This is a genomic window from uncultured Cyclobacterium sp. (genome assembly GCF_963977555.1).
Classification (GTDB): domain Bacteria; phylum Bacteroidota; class Bacteroidia; order Cytophagales; family Cyclobacteriaceae; genus Cyclobacterium.
The window spans coordinates 192,596-210,870 of sequence record NZ_CAXBPD010000003.1 but is presented as its reverse complement, the minus strand read 5'-3'; the positions used below and the strand labels follow the sequence as shown (position 1 = coordinate 210,870).

Below are 18,275 nucleotides of genomic sequence, written 5' to 3'. Positions count from 1 at the left end.
TTTTTTGCTGTATGAAAAGGGTTTTGATCATTACCTATTACTGGCCACCAAGTGCTGGATCCGGAGTTCAACGCTGGCTGAAGTTTTCCAAGTACCTTCCTGATTTTGACTGGCAACCGGTAATTTTCACCCCTGAAAACCCAGATTTTGCTTTACTAGATAGCTCACTTGAGAAAGAAATAGATAAGCACACTGAGGTTTTAAAGTTCCCTATCTGGGAGCCTTATCAGTTATTTAGGTCCCTTAAAAAGCAACAGCCAAAGGATACCGCCAGCATCCTTGAGTACAAGGATCCAGGGACACTGGACCAACTTGCCGTGTGGCTCAGAGGGAATTTATTAATTCCAGATCCACGACTATTTTGGATCAAACCAGCGGTTAATTTTTTGTCGGAAATCTGTGAACAAAATGATTTTAAAGCCATCATCACCACCGGACCTCCCCACAGCATGCATTTGATAGGGAGAAACCTGAAAAGAAAAACAGGTATTCCCTGGCTTGCAGATTTTCGTGATCCTTGGTCTAATTGGGAGTTTTTGGATACGCTTAAATTAAGCCAGTTTGCCAGAAAAAAACACCAAAAGCTTGAAGCCAGCGTATTTAAAGAAGCGGACAGCCTGGTTACCATTTCCCCTACTTTCAAGAAAGAGATGCAGGAGATAGGAGCCAAAAATGTGCAGGTAGTGTTAAATGGTTATGATCCGGCAGATATTCCTGATTCGCTTGTTCCTCCGGATCAGCAAACGTCAGTTTTAGAAATTGTTTATTCCGGGGTGATTGACGGTATTAGAGATCCCTTTCCATTTTTAATGGCACTAAAAACTGTTTTTGGAGAGACCTCTGGCAAGGTTAGGCTTACTTTTGTCGGAAGGGTGAATGAGAATATAAAATCTTTGGTAGCTCAAGATAAATGGTTCAACGCACATATTGAATTGTCAGGTTATGTTTCTCACAGTGAAGTGTTTTCTTTTTATGAAAAAGCCCAGCTATTGCTTTTGATCCTTACCAATACCAAAAATGCCAAAGGCAATATCCCAGGGAAATTATTTGAATACATGGCTACTGGCCGAGAAGTATTGGCACTAGGGGACCCTTTGGGAGATTCAGCTTCTATTATTGAAGCGTCGGGGGCAGGTAAAGTTTTTGCTCACCAGGATGAAGAGGGGTTGGTTCAATTTCTTCGTAATTTTGACAAAGGGAAAAAAATAGGTATAGCAAAGGAAAACATTCAAAAATACAGTAGAAAAAACATTACTCAGCAGTTGGCAATTTTACTTGACGGCATTTCAAAAATGTAATTAGTGAAAATTCTTCAATTTTTATCGGGCATGTAGGTAGATTTCCTGAGCACTCCAATTATAAAATAATTTGCTTTAAGTTGATCTTCACCGGTTTACTATGATTGATAACACTCCCTTAACTTTTTGAATTACCAAAGCCTCAGTTTCGGTAGCTGCTTTAAAAAGATGAACCAGCGAGAGGTAAACAGCCGTAACAATACCACTTCTGATTAAAATATCAGGGATGACGGCTTCAAAAGTAGGTATCAAATAATACGAAACCGCCCAGCTAAGGCCACCGGCAATAAGTATGAAAAACACACCGGGTGTGAAAGGATTAAAGCCCAATCTTATTTTTATGTAGATAAATTTCACCAGGTTATAAAAAAACATGGCAATCAAAGAGGCCAATGCAGCACCTTCAATTCCGTATAGTGGAATCAAAGCAAGGTTGAAAATGATTACCGCAGCACTCATTAAAAGTGTAGCCGTGATATTAAAGGTATAAAACTTTGAAAAGACGATTATTTCTCCGTTGACAGAAAAAATAACGTCCGTTAGTTTACCCAAACCTATCAATAAAACCACCCATTTTCCTTGTTCATAAATGGCCCTATTGGGAACAAAATGGTAAAGGTTTTCGATATTGATCCAGATCATCAAGAAGATTAGCAAGCAAATTAATAGCTGGTTGATTGCAATTTTTTTGTAGAGCGCATTGATCCCTGCGAGTTGATTTTTCGCAAACTTCTCGGAAATAACAGGCATGGCTACCTGAGATATGGCCCTTCTTGGCATTTCTATGACTACCGCTATGGAGAAACCAATGGTATAGATCGCATTGGCGTCGAGTCCTATCATGGAGCTCACCATAATGCTGTCAATTTTCATGATGAGCAGGGCTCCAGCAGTGCCCAAGAGGGTGATCAAACTGTATCGTAAATATTCTTTCTTAAATGGCCGTGTAATTCCTTCCCAATTAAAGTCAAATTTAAATATCCTTTCCCTTTTCATGTATATCACGATAGAAATCATGGCCAATATATACACCACTCCCAGGCCCCAAATCATGTTATCAAAGGAATAAATGGACAAGGAGTACCCGATGATCAGCATTGCCATAAAGACTCTAAGGAATACATCCCGGATCAAAGAGGGAATGGCAACCTTTAAAAATGACCTGCAAAATGCTTCCAAAAGTGAATTGATGAGTGAGAAGAAGGTAATTAGCAGGGCCACAACAAGGTAGTTGATAACCTCTGGGGCTTTCTCCGCAAAAGCATTAATAATTGGGTTTTTGAAAACAAAAAACATGGAGGCCACCATAATAAAGCCAATCGTAGCGATGACCAGACTGAAACTAAAGAAGGCAAATTCATTGCCCCTTAATCTAGGGAAATAGCGGGTTATGCCATGACCGATACCCAATTGAGCAAATGGAACTAAAAGCAAAGCAATGTCCTGAACAGTCTTAAATAATCCGATCTGAGATGGACTAAGTACGTAAGGAAACAACCACAACAAGTTGACATAACCCACCAGGACGCCCAGGTAGGAAAAAATGGTCGTAAGTACACTTTGCTTAACACCTGCCATCAATGGTCGATTTTATTCCTTGAATATTTCATTCAAAACTGGAGATTTTTTTTATGCAAGCGTCAAAATTATTTTAAAATAGCAATCAGCTTTTCTTTTCTCAAGGTATAATTGAAATTTTCTTTTACTCTTAGCACCGCATTAATTCGGAGGATTTCCAAATCGATTTGATGTAATTTCGAAACCAAGCTATGTAGAAGGCTGAAATCTTTTTTTGGCAAGATAAAGCCAGTCTCACCAATTATCTTAGCAATTTCACCGACATCACTCCCTATCGGAACACATCCACATAGCATAGCTTCAGCGAGGGCATTAGGAAAACCTTCCGAATAGGAAAGCTGTAAGTAAAATTGGCTAACCCTATACACCTCTCGAATTTTTTTTTGGCTAAGTGATTGCATTACGGTGACATTTGGAAGTGTGGTTTGAAAATTTTCATCACCAATTATCGTAAATGAATAGCTTGGGAAAACTTTTGCCAGTTCAAGAACCAAGTCTATGCCCTTTACCAAAGCCCGGTTTTTTTTTGAAATACCCGTGGCTACTGTTACAAAGGAAAATGGTGATTTTTTCCTTTGATCATCAGTCCAAAATTGGTCATCAAAGCCATTGTAAACAACTTGTATTTCTGTCTTTAGGTCAGGTATCAAATGTAACAAACCCTGTAGTCTCGGGGATTCTGCATCGTAGGTATAAGTTGATTTTACCAATGAATGAGATACCGGAAGGATTAGAGAGCAATTTTTAAAACTATATACCGTGGCTTTTTTAAGCCATTCTTTTCTGTAGTTACCATAATCTATTTTAGGTAGGTGCATGGCGTCTGTACCTCCGCATTCAATAATGACCTCTTTGTTAAATAACCTTCCTAGAAAAACAGGAATAATGGTATGGTATCCAGCAAAAAAACAAAGGTATTTCTTCGTGAATGGAAGCAATATCATTAGCTGAAGAAATTGAATTACGAAAAAAAATGGCAATAAATAGGGATTCGCTGTGAAATTGAGGTGAACAATGCGAAATGTAGGGCTTAGCATTTCTATATCCCTTTGGATAAAAGCAGTAGGAATAGGAGAGATATAGAGGATCATTTATTGGTCGATTGAAGTTTAAAAAGCAGGTAATTTTTGTTTTAATTTGATCAATAACCTTTCCTTTAAAATAGACCATTTGTCCCTATGATTGGTACTTTGTATGGACTGTTTCACTTTAAATACGAAATATTGGTAATCTTTCTCCTTATAAAAAAGACTGTAGGTGTCCATTTTATCAAGGTAAAAATCATTTGCCGACAATTTACTAACCAGTTCTCCGGTATCTAGAGGTTGATCAATTACCTGAAGTTTTTCTGGTTCATTTGCGATCATCCATTCCAAAAACCTAGGAGAAGGAATATGAATAAAAATAAAAGTGTCTGAATGACTGTGCTTTTTTATGGTCTCAAATAACGCAAAATGATCTTCCACTGGAATATGCTCCAGTACGTCGGGGAAAACGATGGCATCAAATAAGGTGTCTGCTTTATGAAAACCCTTCATGTCAGATACTTCAAAGTGAAGGTTATCAAAGCCTTTCCTTATTGATTTTGCTTGCGCGATACTTTCTGGGCTTATGTCCACGGCCAAGACTTCTCCCTTGGTAGTATTTTTAGCAATGAGTTGACTGACCGTACCTATTCCGCAACCCACTTCTAAAACCTTATGGTGTGGTTTTAAACCTGCACTTTTTAATTTAGAAATAATGCTGAGGTGTCTTGAATTTACACCAGTTTTGATTTGCTGGTTGGCAAATTTGTCATAAAATTGGGCAACGTCTTTTGTCATTTTTAAGCAGTCGGATCTTGTTGAGTATTTAAATTTTTGAAAACAGCAAATAGTAAGGACAAGACTACTAAGTATTGAACAATTACAGAAAGTAACTCCCAACGATAGTAAGCAGTTGGTTCAAAGCGCATTTCTACCTGATGGTCTCCTTCTGGTAGCACAAGCCCTCTCAATAGGTAGTTCACGCGTAGTATAGGTGTCTCTTGCCCATCTACAAAAGCTTTCCAGCCTTTAGGGTAATAGATTTCGGAAAAAACAGCCAGGCCAGATTTCTCTACCGATGCTTTATAGGTCAATACATCAGGTGAGTAAGAGCTCAGAGAAATATCACCTTTACCAGGACTTATGCTTTGATTTTCATTGTCTGGAGCATTGTAGGTAGCCGTCAATTTGGTGTTTACTTTTGTCAAGGCCTCAATCTCTTCCTCATTTGTTTTTGTGCCTTCTATGCTTTCTGGAAACCAAGCGGGTCCATTTGCCTCAGGGTTTAGGAAAACAGCATTTTCAGCCCTTCCTGCCATAAGGTATTTGGTGTTCAGCATGTTAAGTGTCTGAATGCCTTTGTAATCAAAATCTCCTTCCTGAGCTTTTTTCACGAAGTTGTTGATTTCGGTACCCAGGATTCTATCTATCAGGTCATTGTACCTGCTCATTTTGGCTCCATGGTAGCCCCCTATGCTGTTGAATCGATAGCTCGTTCGGGCATCATTGAAGGGGTTTTGGATATTCAATACACGGAAATAGTCTTTGTCAGCACTTATTTTATTGTCAGCAGGAGTAGCTGCGAAATGTTGTTCGCTAGGGTTATCAGTAAAGCTATCCTTATCCAGGTAACGGCTATTGATTCCCCAAAGGTCTATCAGTAATAGTATACCAATGCCCAAAGCAGCATAATTGGTTTTTAATTTATTGAAAAGGACTAACCCTAGTAGGACTGCTGAAATCAAAATAAAGACCCCAGACCTCATCGCATCAGACATAAGCATGCTTTTTCGATCGGCTTTGAGTGCAGCCATCAGCCAATCAGGATATCCTGAATTAGGAGCAGAGGATTGGTAACCCGCCCAGGATGCGAATATGATTCCTAACACTATTAGACCCAAGGTAATCCCAACTCCTATAAGAAAAGATTTTTTGGTTTCTTTTTCACCTGATTTGCCTAGAACATTTTCAAGTCCTATGGCACCAAACAATGGGATTACAAATAGAGTCATTCCCAATGCCATGGAAACAGCCCTAAACTTATTGTAACCAGGGAAATAATCAAAAAGCAAGTAATTAAACCAAGCTAGATTTTTCCCCCATGAAAGCATAAGCGTTAACAAAGTCATGGACAGAAAAACATTTCTATACAAAGGAGGAGCAAAGATAATCCCTAAAACAAACAAGAATATCATAACTGCTCCACCATATATCGGGCCACCCGTAAATGGTTGGTCACCCCAATAGGTGGGAGCGCCATTGATAAATTGATTGACCTGCGGATTGTCAACTCCATTGGCTCTAAGTGCTTTCTCAGAAGCTGAATTTTTGGGAACGGCTTCCTGCGAAGCACCGCCAAAATAATTGGGGATTAATAGAGTGAAAGTTTCAAGCTTTCCATTGGACCAATTGAAAGCATAGTCCTTGTCAAGTCCAGTATCGTTTTGATTGACAGCAGGAAGATTACGCTCCCCTCGAATAGAATACGTTCCATATTCCAATACCGAACTTAATCTGGCGGCATGTCCCATTACTCCTATCAAAGCTGCCAATAACAACATGCCGGTAACTTTGGCGAAAGCTGGCAACTGTTGTTGCTTGTAAGCAAGGACCAATTGACCTACTCCATATACAATAACCAATAATAGGGTGTAATAGGTGATTTGGAGGTGATTGAATTTTAATTGAAGCAACACCGCTAATCCGGTAAGTACTACACCCAGAAGTTTTTTATTAGTGAAAGCTAAGTGTACACCTGCCAATAGTAGAGGGACAATACATACCGCCCAAATTTTCGCATTGTGCCCGGCTTCCAGACTAAGAAAATTAAAGGTGTTAAAAGAAAATGCCCAAGCACCTAAGAGTGCAATTACAGAACGAACCTTAAAACAGAGCAGTAATAGGTACATGGAGACCATCCCAAAGAAAAGGGCACTAATGGGGTGGGGAAGTCCCAGGGTTAATACTTTAATAATTGTGTTAGTAATGTCCCCTTTAGGTGCCAAATGAATCAGATAGGCGGGCATTCCGCCAAACATTCGGTTGGTCCACAGGGCTTCTTCGCCTGTGCTTTCTCTATGGTCTAAAAGCTCTTTGGCAGAACCTTCCCATTGGAGAATGTCTGACTGGAACATCATTTTTCCTTCAAATACAATTGGGGAAAAATAGAGAACCACGATTAGGTAAAAGGAAGAAATCGCTAAGAAATGGGGTAATACATCTGCTTTCAAATCAAACTTCATGGTCTAATCGTCTTGAATTAGGTTAGGTTTAAAATTCAATCTGCAAATTAGTAAAAAAGGCCGGATTATCGCAGATGGCTTGGACGCTGGGCGTCTGTTGAATGCAATTATTATCAATAATGTTCCGTGGATGTTTCTGATGGTGATTCTTTTCGATTTCAAGGTAGAAAATCTTGATCAATCAAATAAAAATAAAGAAGTGTTTTTTCTACCTTCAATCTAGTATAGCCCCATCCTTTGTGTTAGTGTTGGCGAGACCAAGTTTTATAATAGAAAGTCCTTTGGGTTTTATGTTAATTATTAAGCCCATTGCTTTTCTGACTACAGGCGGGACCTTTGTAGGGTTTTAGTCATTTTGTTTAAAAACCGTATAAAACTGATCCCATTGTAAAATTTCGTAGCCTTCACCTTTGATAAAAATATTTTTTGCCATTGCCTGCCCTAACACTTCCACTGGAATGCCTCGGTATTTCCTTAGGCTTCCCAATAAAAAGGGCTTCAAAAGTGGCCAAACTTTTAAGGTAATGGCTTGCGATAGCCCATAACGGTTTGAGGGAGTTAAAATCATAGAGGGCTGAAATATACTTAATCGATCAAAATTCAAGTCTTTTAAAGCTTCCACCAATTCCCCTTTTGCTCTTAAATAGAAATACCTTGATGCTGGGTGTATCCCTACTGAAGCCAATAACTCAAAATGTTTAATTCCAGCTCTTTTGCATGCTATGGCGAAATCTAACACCGCTATTTTATCAATTTTTATAAATTCTTCTTTGCTTATTTTTGAAGGTTCACCTACACCTAAAGTGCAAATGGCACTGCTGTGACCAGTCAAAAATGCCTCATAAGAACCGTTGTCACTAACGCTAATTTTATGTTGATTTACAAAATCAGCTTCAATACCTGAAATGGTTTTTCTTCCAAGTAAGGTTAATTTCGAAATATTTCTGCAAGAAAGAAGAGTGTTTAAAGTGGCTGTGCCAACGGCACCACTGGCACCAAGCATTACAATCGATTGTTGGTTGGGTTTTGTCATCGTCTCTCGTGATTAGGAATTGCTTTTTAGCATGACAATTTTTTATTTAATGCAATTATAATGATTAAGTCCTTGATAAAGCTGTTTCAAGTAAAATATGAGCATTAAACCATTTATTAATGGAAATAATCAATGTTTATTATTCAATTTAAAAAATCTCAATGGTTGAAAGATAACAACATAATACCGCCTACCTTTATTTTAGAATCTTCTCTGATCGCGTTGTTTGAGCCATTTATTGTTGAGGTAGTAGCCAAGAGAAATTTCATGACTGTTATTGGTATAATTGCTCTTACTGTTCAAATTGAAATCGTACCCATAACCCATCCGGAGTTCCTCGGTAATAAAAATGTCAAAAAGCAAAGCAAGTGCAGTCCTGTTTCCCGAAATTTCGGAAATAGTGGTCTGGTTTTTAGTTAATCCCGACCGGAAAGAAGTGCCAATCCAATAGTTTTCTTGCAATAAAAACATGGCATTGATATCGTAACTCGTGGGACCATTTAGGTCTTCACGGACTAGTATGGATGGTTTAAAATATACCTCATTCGTTAAAGGAAGTAATGCTCCCATTTGGAAATAAAAGTGGGGATTGTGGGTTGCTACAGCTAGGTTTTTATTCTCTAAAATGTTTTGTCCTACTAAATTATAAGCGCTCAAACCTGTGAAAAAGACTGGGGTGTAAAAATAGATGCCCAAATTTAAATTGGGGGTTATGGCATTGATACTTCCTTGAGGGATGCCAGGGTCAGTAGGGTCGTCTGCCTGAAATTTACTGGCATCAAGGCCATAGGAAGTGAAACCCGAACTGACACCTAATGCTAAAAAACTTTCATATGAAATCTGGACATTGTAAGAGTAGGTTAGCAAGAAGGATTGAATTTCGCTGGCCCCAAACCGGTCAGCGTTTATGTTTATCCCAAAACCCATAGTCTCATCCAAATTTCCCATATCTGCAGCCAATGAAAATGTCTGGGGAGCTCCCTCAAAACCACTAAACTGACTTCTGTACGTAGCTTGTACAAAGGGCTCTACTTTATAACCGGCATAGGCAGGGTTGACATGCACGCCATTAAATACATACTGACTGTATTGTGGCAGCTGTTGGGAACGAACGTTTGTCAGTGTGAGGAATACACCTAAAATAATAAGAATGCTATTTAAATTTTTTGGCTTCATATTTTACTTAATCACCTGGATCCAGCCTTTGTACTTTTTTTCTATTTTGTTAAAATCTACCCCAATCACCTGATAGTAATAAGTACCTGCCAATAAACCTTCGGCAGACCATTCGTTCTCGTAATCTTTGGAAGCGTACACAATGTCTCCCCACCTATTATATATTATTAACTCCAAGCGTTCAAATCTATGCGATGCCCTGATAACAAGGGTTTCATTTTTTCCATCCCCATCTGGCTTGATGACATTTGGAATAAACAGTGGTAAGATGGTTTTTACCTCAATGGAAGTATTATTTTCTGGTTTTACATCTATTCCATCAGCACTCACTTCAGCCCTGTTACTGATTCTCCCATCATCAACAGCAATTACTGTTAAGGTGATTTGAAAGGTTGCTCCAACTGCAAATTGCGGTATTTCCCAAATCAATAAATCTCCTTCCTGTGAGAAAATTGGGGCAGAAAATAGCCCGTTAGAGGTTAGGGAAGCATCGACATATTTTAATTGAGGAGGTAGGAAATCTATTATTTTAATATTATCAGCTTGATCTGGACCATTGTTGTTTACGATTATTTGGTAGTCGTATGAACCTCCATCGTTTACTGAAGTGCTGGAGGAGGATTTTTGAATGCTCATGTCAATCATTTTCGGCCTTACCTGCAATTCATCACTGCTTATCGTTTGGTTATAATTCTCAACATCTATGTTTAATTTATTGGTGAAGTTCCCGGCTTCAGTTGGCATTATGGATAAAATGAAATCCATAGATTCTTCAGAAGCAAGGGTAGCAATTTCCCAGGTATTGGATGGACTTAAATCAGGGCTGGATGACAAGACCATCAACTCTTCAGGAAGAATCTCAGTAAGGACAATGTTTTCTAAAGTGAAAGTGCTGGTGTTTTTGATGGTGATCGCATAGTTAACAATTTCTCCAGGCAAGGCTTGGGTTCTGTCAATGTTCTTCACTGCTTCTACTGAAATACCTATAACCTCAAGGGTTATATTTGCTTCACTGCAATTTTCAGGAACTTCGTTTTGACATATACTGTAGCGAATGTTATAGCTCTCAGGGTAGATGTCTTCAGGTAGGGATATATTACCGTTTTCATCGATTTGGAAATCTAATTCGATTACATTTCCCTCTTTATCTGTAATGTCCAGGATGCTAATGACAATGCTACCAGGTAGAATTGATTCGCCTTTAAAGAAGTCATTCTGTAAAATCGATGGCAAATCATGTGATTCGTAATTTTTTAGGGGGCCATATGAATCATCATTTGCTATAATAGGTGCAACCTCGACTGTAATTGTGACTGTATTACTTACGAAATCGCCACAAACCATATCAGATGTCGTTCTTCTATAGCTAGTCGTTTCTAATAAGGGTGATGGGGTGTAATTTTGCCCTTCTGCTCCAGTGATAAGCTCCCATTCGGAAGTACTTGTTTTTTCCTCCCATACATAGGTGAAATTTCCGGATCCACCCTGAGGTGAAGTACCAATAATTTCTTCTGGGGTTTCCATTTGAAATAAGGTTTGTTCCCCAGAAATGGTGTTGTCCTCAATTTCCGAATAGATGAGTACTTTTACGCCTAGCCTTTCATCAGAAAGACAGGTGCCATTTGACTGGGTAGCATAATAGGTCACCTCATTTGCAAGAATAGTTTCGGGAGGCAGTATGGCCTCTCCAAGAGGAGACAAGTGCCATTGAATATTTGTCCCTTCTACTTGCAAGTCAGCCAAAGTATAGCTTCCTGGGTTACAAAACTCTTGGATAGGGTTTCCTTGAGGAGCGTCAGGAACTTCAGCTAGGTTAATGGTTACGGTTGTGCTTCTCTCTCCCGAACAGATGCCTGTAATGAAGTAGTTAAATGTATAGGTGCCAGGTTCCACATCGGAAGATGACCAGGTATTGTCAATTAGCCCGCCGCTATTACTTGTTTCACTCCATGTTCCATAATTGTCATAAGGTCCCTCTAAAAAATCAAATAAGTTAACAATTTCTCCTTTGCAGAGTGCTACTTCCTGACCTTCCCCGGGCTTAGGGTTTAAACTCGATGCATCGAGGTTGAATTCGAGCGTTTTGTTGACACAAGATTCAGGATTATTATCACTAATCCTTACATAATACGTCCCCGATTGGGAATTCAAATTGAAGGGTGAAAATTCAAGGCGTGGACCAGTGCTTAAAATAACATCTGGGGCCCCACCTTTGTACCATTCAAATTGAAGGAAGTCCAGGTTCCTAATTAACAAAGCACCATCTTCTCCCTCACAGAGGTTTTCAGGGATGATTTTAGGTAAATTTTCACCCCTTACCTGCACAGAAGTATTGGTCAGGTTGCCGCAAGCATCCTCTAATTGTAGTTTGTATCTACCAGATTCCAAACCTTTAAATAAGGGGTCTTCACCATTGTCTATCTCAAATGGTAAGCCGTCTTTTTCCACAATTTTAAAGGTGATAGGAAGATACCCATCAGCGGTCACAGATAGCTCATAATTGTCACCACTGCATTTGAAAGTGTTGATGTTATTGAAAGTACTTTTTTCTTTTATTTCAAATGTTTCTAAGGTTTCAAGGCAATAGCTAGTTTGTGGCCTGTTTAGGACCATGTCTTCTCCATTTTTCCAGATTCGCATTGATTTAACCAATCTCAACTTTCCAAAATAGTTTTGATTGATATTAGAAGCACCGTTGACCATCAGGACAGCATTTTCATTACTTAATTCGTTGGAATCTGTATAAACTTGTCCTGTTACCGGATGAGTCCAATTACTTGTTACAGGATCAAATTTTTGGATGCCGAAAAGAGGCGTTTGATTGCTATTTAAATTGTCTTCATGCTTTAGGTAGAGGTTAAAAGCCCCACAGTTTTTAGTGATGTCAATTTTATTCTCACTCACATTGACCCCTTCTATGGTTACCTTGGTAATATGAGTCGTTTTACAACTGGTTGAAGAGGTAAATTCATATTCGCCTGCAGGGAGGTTATTCATGAAAAATCTCCTAGGGTCGATGCTAAAACTTATATTTTGACTTACATCTGCTGGCACTGTGCCGGTATAGGAAGCGGGTGCCTTTGTCAATTCCACTTTGGTAAATTCAAAATCAAAACTGTTTAGTTGGAGTGAACCCATGTCTGGACCACAACCTTTGTAAACCGTGGCTCCTGGACCACTTAGTACATCTAGTAACTCTTTTGAAACACTTGCTGAATTACCGCAGGCATCTATTAAGGTGAAAGCATAAGTCCCAGAAGGGATTGGCATTTCAGTTGAACCGAAAAAAACATTTTCTTCATTAAATGGGCCCGGATACCCAGAATTGAAAGTTAAAGGGTCGAACCCGTCTGGGAAGTCAGTAAAATTAATAGTGAATGGAGCAGTAAAATTGTAAGGTTTAATAGAAAGGCGCCTTTTTCCACACGATCCAGCACCCCATAGCAAATCATCGGAAATGGTCAATTTTCGATTTATCTCATTTCCTTCCAAGATGGAGGTTTGTCCGCAATTATCTGTTATTGTAATGTCATAGGTATAGGCTTGGTCGTAAAAAAATGGGAGGTCCCCATAAATTATATTTTCTAAGGGGTCACCACTTACTATCTCTGTGATAACCTCTTCAACTGCTCCCCCAGGAGTATAGACCGAATAGTTAACCTGAAGGGGGTAGGCGATAGCTGTTCCGATGGATTTTACAAGATGACCTACACTAATTACGTCACAACTGTTTAAAGCATTCTCAAATTGTTGATAATCCGGGTCAATTAATATTTCTGCTTTCTGAATTTCAAAAGATTGAGAAAGTCTGTCGCCACAGTCGTCAGTAACAATGATCGTATAATTCCCAGCCTCAAGGTCTTCGAATACCGAGCTATCTTGTGGTGGCTTTTGTGAGGGGCCTAGTAACTGAAAACTGGCTGGTGAACCTGTTTGAGTCACCACTTCGATTCTTCCTAAGTCACTTTCGCACAGTCCGGTTGAAAGTACAGTGAAAGACAAGGGTTGAAAATCAGCATTTAGTGTTATTTCTGATGAAGTTTCTTGTGGAACATCATCAACGGTATAATTTGCCGTTACCCTATACTTTCCATCTTCTAAACCTTCAAAAACACCGTTTTGAGTGGTGTTTATAAGGGTCTCTCCAGGCAGGGAAAATAGGTTGTAGGACAAATTCCCCGAATTGTTTACGTTTTCGAGCAAAGCAGTTATAGCACCATTTCCAGAGCAGGAAGGATCCACTTTTTCAAGCTTTACTGAAGGGGTTGATTGTGCTGATAAGCTGAACTGAAAACCAATTCCTATCAGGAACAAAAATATGGTAATCACATTCTTTTGATGTGAATGGATTGATTTTTGGATTATCATTAACACTTGTTTAACCTATAGACCCAGATTGATTATTAAAATCAATCTGGGTTCCTAATTACTCTTTAACTCGAAATTTGCAATTACTGTTACGTTTTCTGATGTAACCAATTTAAAATCAGTTGTTTCAATTCCTCCTTTAGCCTCCTTGTTAATTTGATAGGTAGAAGAAGGGGAATAACGTGGTTTTCATCTCAATGCACCAATCCTAAGATGGTCTAGGATTTGGGATTTCAAGTTCTGTTACAAACTCAGAAAGTTACGTAAATAAAATGTATTTGGATTACCCCGCATATAGATTGGGCGGTGATAAGTTCATCTTAATTTAAAGCTTTTCGCATTCCGTAATAAATAATTTAACATTAGTGTGAATTACTAATGCAATTTTAAGGCCAAATAAAGAAAAAAATAGAGGGTGTTAAGCATAAAAAATTGTGTGCTATATTGAGTAATATAATACCTGTGACTTGTTATTCTGGATTAATCAACTATATCAGTATTTAAATAACCTGAAATACTAGATTGATCTAAAGAATGAACGATGGCTTTAAGTAGGGTAAGTACAAATCTGTCTTTAATCTTGGATTCAAGAAATGAAGGGCCATAAATAGTTTGAGATCTAAGCAATACTGTCATGACTTTTCCAAGCGTAACAGTATCTGAACCAATTAGCAAAGAAGGGTCTTGATAGTACCTTTCGGCTTCAGTTTTCCAAGATAGCCAATCGAAAAGAGGTACTAATCTTAATTTTAATACGGCGTCTAATAATTTAACATGAATTCCATTTAAACCAATTGCATTAAGTGTTATACCACTCAAATCATGGATTCCGAGAAATTTCTCTGTTTTATAAAACCTCAATTCCATTTCTTGGATAAGGTGAATCAATGGCAATAATTTTCTTCCATCAAGGCTGTTACAATGGTCAGAAAAATTTCCAATAGGAATAAAAAGCGGGATCTGGTCTTTTATCATTATTTAAGTTATTTGGATGAACAAATGATAATTTAAATTGTAATTGTTTGATACTGTTTAATTTGAATTTGTAAGTAACGACATTTTTTTGATCAATAAAATACCCTGATCAGGGTATTTTTGTATATTAAATGCAACAATTCGTCTTTTTATTAAACCTCCAAACTGATTTATGTTGACATATGTCATTATAATCAATTTTATAAAATGTACGCATTCTTTTGCAGTTTTAGACCGACTTGCTTAAAAAAAATGGCTATTTTTGTTGATTCAAAACAAAAATGACATGTTCGATAATCTCAGTTTTAAATTAGACAGAGCCTTTAAAACCTTAAAAGGCACGGGGAAGATTACAGAAATAAATGTAGCTACCACAGTAAAAGAAATTAGGAGAGCTCTGATCGACGCTGACGTGAATTATAAGGTAGCCAAAGAGGTTACTGACAAGATTAAGGAGGAAGCCTTGGGAAGGGACGTTTTGATAGCCGTTTCTCCCGGTCAGTTGCTAGTTAAAATCACGCAGGAAGAGTTGACCCAGTTAATGGGGGGCGCAAAAGAAGAAATTAGCTTAAAAGGAGATCCTTCAATTATTTTGATTTCAGGGTTACAAGGCTCTGGTAAAACTACCTTTTCAGGAAAATTAGGGACCTATTTGAAAAAACAAGGTCGTCAGGTTTTACTTGTTGCTTGTGATATTTATCGCCCTGCAGCCATTGAACAACTTAAGACACTTGGTGAACAAATCGGAATTGAAGTATATGCAGAACCTGGCAACCAAAACGCACTGGAGATAGCTACCAATGCTGTGGAATATGCCAAAAAGACGGGAAAAAAGACTGTCATTGTGGATACTGCGGGTCGACTTGCTGTTGATGAAGTCATGATGAATGAAATTTCAGCTTTAAAAGAAAGCTTGAAACCTTCAGAAACCCTGTTTGTGGTCGATTCGATGACCGGTCAAGATGCAGTCAATACCGCAAAAACTTTTGACGAAAGGTTGGATTTTGATGGAGTTGTACTTACCAAGTTAGATGGAGACAGTAGAGGTGGTGCGGCAATTTCAATTCGTCACGTAGTAAATAAACCTATCAAGTTTATTTCAACAGGTGAAAAGATGGAAAATCTTGACCTGTTTTATCCTGATCGTATGGCCCAGAGGATTTTGGGTATGGGGGACGTGGTTTCCTTGGTAGAGAAAGCACAGCAATCATTTGATGAAGATGAGGCAAAACGCCTGAATGCGAAAATAAGGAAAAACCAATTTGATTTTGATGATTTCCTTTCTCAACTGGATCAGATCAAAAAGATGGGTAATATCAAGGACCTATTGGGAATGATCCCAGGAATGGGCAAAGCTATAAAAGGTCTGGATATAGATGATGAGTCTTTCATTCCTATAGAAGCAATCATCAGAAGTATGACGCCCCAGGAAAGAGGAAACCCATCCCTTATTGACGGTAGCCGAAGAAAAAGAATTGCAAATGGAAGCGGAAGAACCATTCAAGAGGTAAATAACCTGATGAAGCAGTTTTCTGATATGAGGAAAATGATGAAGCAAATGAATAAAATGGGTGGTGCTCAAAAAGCTTTGGGTGCACTTGGAGGAAATATGAAAAGGCGGTAATGGTTAAAACAATACCGGAAATCGGAATAAGAAATGGCTGCGAAACAAATGATTTTGCAGCCATTTTTTTTATATATAGGGTTGCATAAATAACCAGCGAAATGGAGCTGGGTTTAATCATTTAATCTACTGGTGTTTCCCTTATTAGAACACCTCCATTTTCGCGTTAAAATAGAAGAATATTGGTGAAAGTATTTTTGCCTGGATTGGAAGATATTGTTAAGTGACTTAGGGTAAATAACTTGGATTTACTTAAATTTCTTTTCCGGCCTTATGGAAATTAGTAAAATGGATTGCTCAATGGCGTAAAGAATAAAAAAACTGTTTGACGCCTTTTCGGCCGAGTTTTTTTTTGTTTAGCCAGTGAGTATTCATTTTGCGTTAAGATTTACCTACAGCCTTGATTTGGAAATACCCTCATTCCAAAGGTTGAATCCCTTTGGAATTGATTTTACAGTGCTTTAAACTATTATTTATTTAAAGAATTAGATGGAATAATAAAAAAAAGCAGTGCCATTGGCACTGCTTGAATTTAATCATGTGATTGAGTATTGTAATTACTTCTTATTATAAGTAACTGACTTTACTGCATCAATTGTCCTTTTTACATTCGGTAAAGTAACCTCAATGTATGTTGGGGAATAACTTAATGGAATATCCATGGAATTTACCCTTATTACTGGCGCATCAAGGTAATCAAAAGCTTGTTTTTGGATGTTATAAGCAATGTCAGCAGATATGGCCGCTACTGGATTAGCTTCCTCAACGATTACACATCTATTGGTCTTTTTTACCGATGCGATGATGGTTGGGTAGTCAATAGGTTTTACCGTTCTAAGGTCAATTACCTCTGCATGAATATTGTCTTTGGCCAATTCGTCGGCAGCTTCATAAGCTACTTTCATCATTTTTCCAAAAGAGACTATGGTTACATCATCTCCTTTTCTTTTGATTTCTGCAATGCCTAAAGGAAGTAAGTATTCACCCTCAGGCACTTCTCCTTTATCGCTATACATCACCTCTGACTCCATGAAAATAACAGGGTTGTTATCTCTAATAGAAGCCTTTAGTAATCCTTTGGCATCGTATGGATTTGACGGAATCACTACCTTTAATCCAGGAGTGTTGGCAAACCAGTTTTCAAAATTTGAAGAGTGAGTGGCTCCTAATTGTCCTGCATTCCCTGTTGGTCCCCGAAAAACGATGGGAACACTGTATTGGCCTCCGGACATGGCCAGCATTTTAGCTGCTGAATTCACCAATTGATCCATTGCTACCAATGAGAAGTTAAATGTCATAAACTCTATTATGGGCCTCAGACCATTCATAGCAGCACCTACACCAAGACCTGAAAATCCAAGTTCCGAAATAGGAGTATCAAACACACGGTTAGGTCCAAATTCGTCCAGCATTCCCTGGCTAGCTTTGTACGCACCGTTGTATTCAGCAACTTCTTCTCCCATAAGAAACACATTTTTATCGCGTCTCATTTCTTCGGTCATAGCATCCCGAATGGCATCTCTGAATTGTATTTCTTTCATTTATATACAAAATTTTCTATCCTCGTAAAAATAGAAAGGAATCTTTCAATTACCAAGTTTGCCCACTTTTTAAGGTCGTTTTCTTACGATTTTAAATTTAGATCAGAAAATTTAAGTGCTGAAATGAGGACTTGGGCTGCAATGAAAAGGGTTTTGGCGCTTTTTAATAAAAGTAAAGGTTTTAAATTGAAAAATACTTTTAACTACCTCGCTTTCCGATGAAATTTATTTAAAATCAGCGGTTTATTATTTCATGGTTTGCCTATACCGGGTGAGTAGCATTCTTGTTTTTTAAAAAATGGCAGTAAACGCCTGAGATAGTTGCTAAATTTTATATTTATTCCATTCCCCTAGATGGCTATTCTTGTTTTTCAAGGGCATTTGGATTTGTTTTGTACTGAAACAAATCAATCTT

11 protein-coding genes are annotated in these 18,275 nt (G+C 38.2%); 2 read left to right on the top strand and 9 right to left on the bottom strand.

All coding sequences use genetic code 11. The features are described 5' to 3' along the window. The first annotated feature begins 11 nt into the window (after window positions 1-11). Window positions 12-1,298 (top strand): glycosyltransferase family 4 protein, encoded by a 1,287-nt coding sequence (locus AAC073_RS04935; RefSeq protein WP_339922733.1) that lies wholly within the window; start codon window positions 12-14, stop codon window positions 1,296-1,298. Window positions 1,299-1,385: 87 nt separating this feature from the next. Here the strand turns inward: AAC073_RS04935 and AAC073_RS04930 are convergent, their stop codons facing one another. The 8 genes from AAC073_RS04930 to AAC073_RS04895 all read right to left on the bottom strand — a co-directional run bounded on the left by AAC073_RS04930 (window position 1,386) and on the right by AAC073_RS04895 (window position 14,695). Beyond that, entirely contained in the window at window positions 1,386-2,876 is a 1,491-nt protein-coding gene (locus tag AAC073_RS04930) for an oligosaccharide flippase family protein (RefSeq protein WP_339922732.1), read from the bottom strand. A gap of 68 nt (window positions 2,877-2,944) precedes the next feature. Further along, on the bottom strand, window positions 2,945-3,967 hold the full coding sequence (locus AAC073_RS04925) for a glycosyltransferase family 4 protein (RefSeq protein ID WP_339922731.1): 1,023 nt from the start codon (window positions 3,965-3,967) through the stop codon (window positions 2,945-2,947). Between the two features lie 18 nt (window positions 3,968-3,985). Next, window positions 3,986-4,699, bottom strand: coding sequence for a class I SAM-dependent methyltransferase (locus AAC073_RS04920; protein ID WP_339922730.1), 714 nt, complete (start codon window positions 4,697-4,699; stop codon window positions 3,986-3,988). Window positions 4,700-4,701: 2 nt separating this feature from the next. Beyond that, window positions 4,702-7,143, bottom strand: coding sequence for a YfhO family protein (locus AAC073_RS04915; RefSeq protein ID WP_339922729.1), 2,442 nt, complete (start codon window positions 7,141-7,143; stop codon window positions 4,702-4,704). A gap of 346 nt (window positions 7,144-7,489) precedes the next feature. Then, entirely contained in the window at window positions 7,490-8,176 is a 687-nt protein-coding gene (locus AAC073_RS04910; protein ID WP_339922728.1) for a hypothetical protein, read from the bottom strand. A gap of 201 nt (window positions 8,177-8,377) precedes the next feature. Further along, window positions 8,378-9,352, bottom strand: a complete 975-nt coding sequence (locus tag AAC073_RS04905; RefSeq protein WP_339922727.1) for a type IX secretion system membrane protein PorP/SprF — start codon at window positions 9,350-9,352, stop codon at window positions 8,378-8,380. Window positions 9,353-9,355: 3 nt separating this feature from the next. After that, complete coding sequence (locus AAC073_RS04900) at window positions 9,356-13,720, bottom strand: gliding motility-associated C-terminal domain-containing protein (RefSeq protein WP_339922726.1); 4,365 nt, start codon at window positions 13,718-13,720, stop codon at window positions 9,356-9,358. A 480-nt stretch (window positions 13,721-14,200) separates the two neighbouring features. After that, window positions 14,201-14,695 (bottom strand): DUF6508 domain-containing protein, encoded by a 495-nt coding sequence (locus tag AAC073_RS04895; RefSeq protein ID WP_339922725.1) that lies wholly within the window; start codon window positions 14,693-14,695, stop codon window positions 14,201-14,203. A 286-nt stretch (window positions 14,696-14,981) separates the two neighbouring features. Between AAC073_RS04895 and ffh the strand changes: the two genes are divergently transcribed. Then, window positions 14,982-16,319, top strand: coding sequence for a signal recognition particle protein (gene ffh / locus AAC073_RS04890; protein WP_339922724.1), 1,338 nt, complete (start codon window positions 14,982-14,984; stop codon window positions 16,317-16,319). Between the two features lie 557 nt (window positions 16,320-16,876). Here ffh and AAC073_RS04885 read toward each other — a convergent pair. Next, window positions 16,877-17,860 (bottom strand): pyruvate dehydrogenase complex E1 component subunit beta, encoded by a 984-nt coding sequence (locus AAC073_RS04885; RefSeq protein ID WP_339922723.1) that lies wholly within the window; start codon window positions 17,858-17,860, stop codon window positions 16,877-16,879. Window positions 17,861-18,275 lie beyond the last annotated feature (415 nt).

What these genes read in the sequence shown, in the direction of transcription:
- AAC073_RS04915 (WP_339922729.1), bottom strand. Translation starts at nt 7,143, where the DNA reads ATGAAGTTTGATTTGAAAGCAGATGTATTACCCCATTTCTTAGCGATT.
- AAC073_RS04885 (WP_339922723.1), bottom strand. Translation starts at nt 17,860, where the DNA reads ATGAAAGAAATACAATTCAGAGATGCCATTCGGGATGCTATGACCGAA.
- AAC073_RS04910 (WP_339922728.1), bottom strand. Translation starts at nt 8,176, where the DNA reads ATGACAAAACCCAACCAACAATCGATTGTAATGCTTGGTGCCAGTGGT.
- AAC073_RS04905 (WP_339922727.1), bottom strand. Translation starts at nt 9,352, where the DNA reads ATGAAGCCAAAAAATTTAAATAGCATTCTTATTATTTTAGGTGTATTC.
- AAC073_RS04900 (WP_339922726.1), bottom strand. Translation starts at nt 13,720, where the DNA reads ATGATAATCCAAAAATCAATCCATTCACATCAAAAGAATGTGATTACC.
- ffh (WP_339922724.1), top strand. Translation starts at nt 14,982, where the DNA reads ATGTTCGATAATCTCAGTTTTAAATTAGACAGAGCCTTTAAAACCTTA.
- AAC073_RS04925 (WP_339922731.1), bottom strand. Translation starts at nt 3,967, where the DNA reads ATGATCCTCTATATCTCTCCTATTCCTACTGCTTTTATCCAAAGGGAT.
- AAC073_RS04920 (WP_339922730.1), bottom strand. Translation starts at nt 4,699, where the DNA reads ATGACAAAAGACGTTGCCCAATTTTATGACAAATTTGCCAACCAGCAA.
- AAC073_RS04935 (WP_339922733.1), top strand. Translation starts at nt 12, where the DNA reads ATGAAAAGGGTTTTGATCATTACCTATTACTGGCCACCAAGTGCTGGA.
- AAC073_RS04895 (WP_339922725.1), bottom strand. Translation starts at nt 14,695, where the DNA reads ATGATAAAAGACCAGATCCCGCTTTTTATTCCTATTGGAAATTTTTCT.
- AAC073_RS04930 (WP_339922732.1), bottom strand. Translation starts at nt 2,876, where the DNA reads ATGGCAGGTGTTAAGCAAAGTGTACTTACGACCATTTTTTCCTACCTG.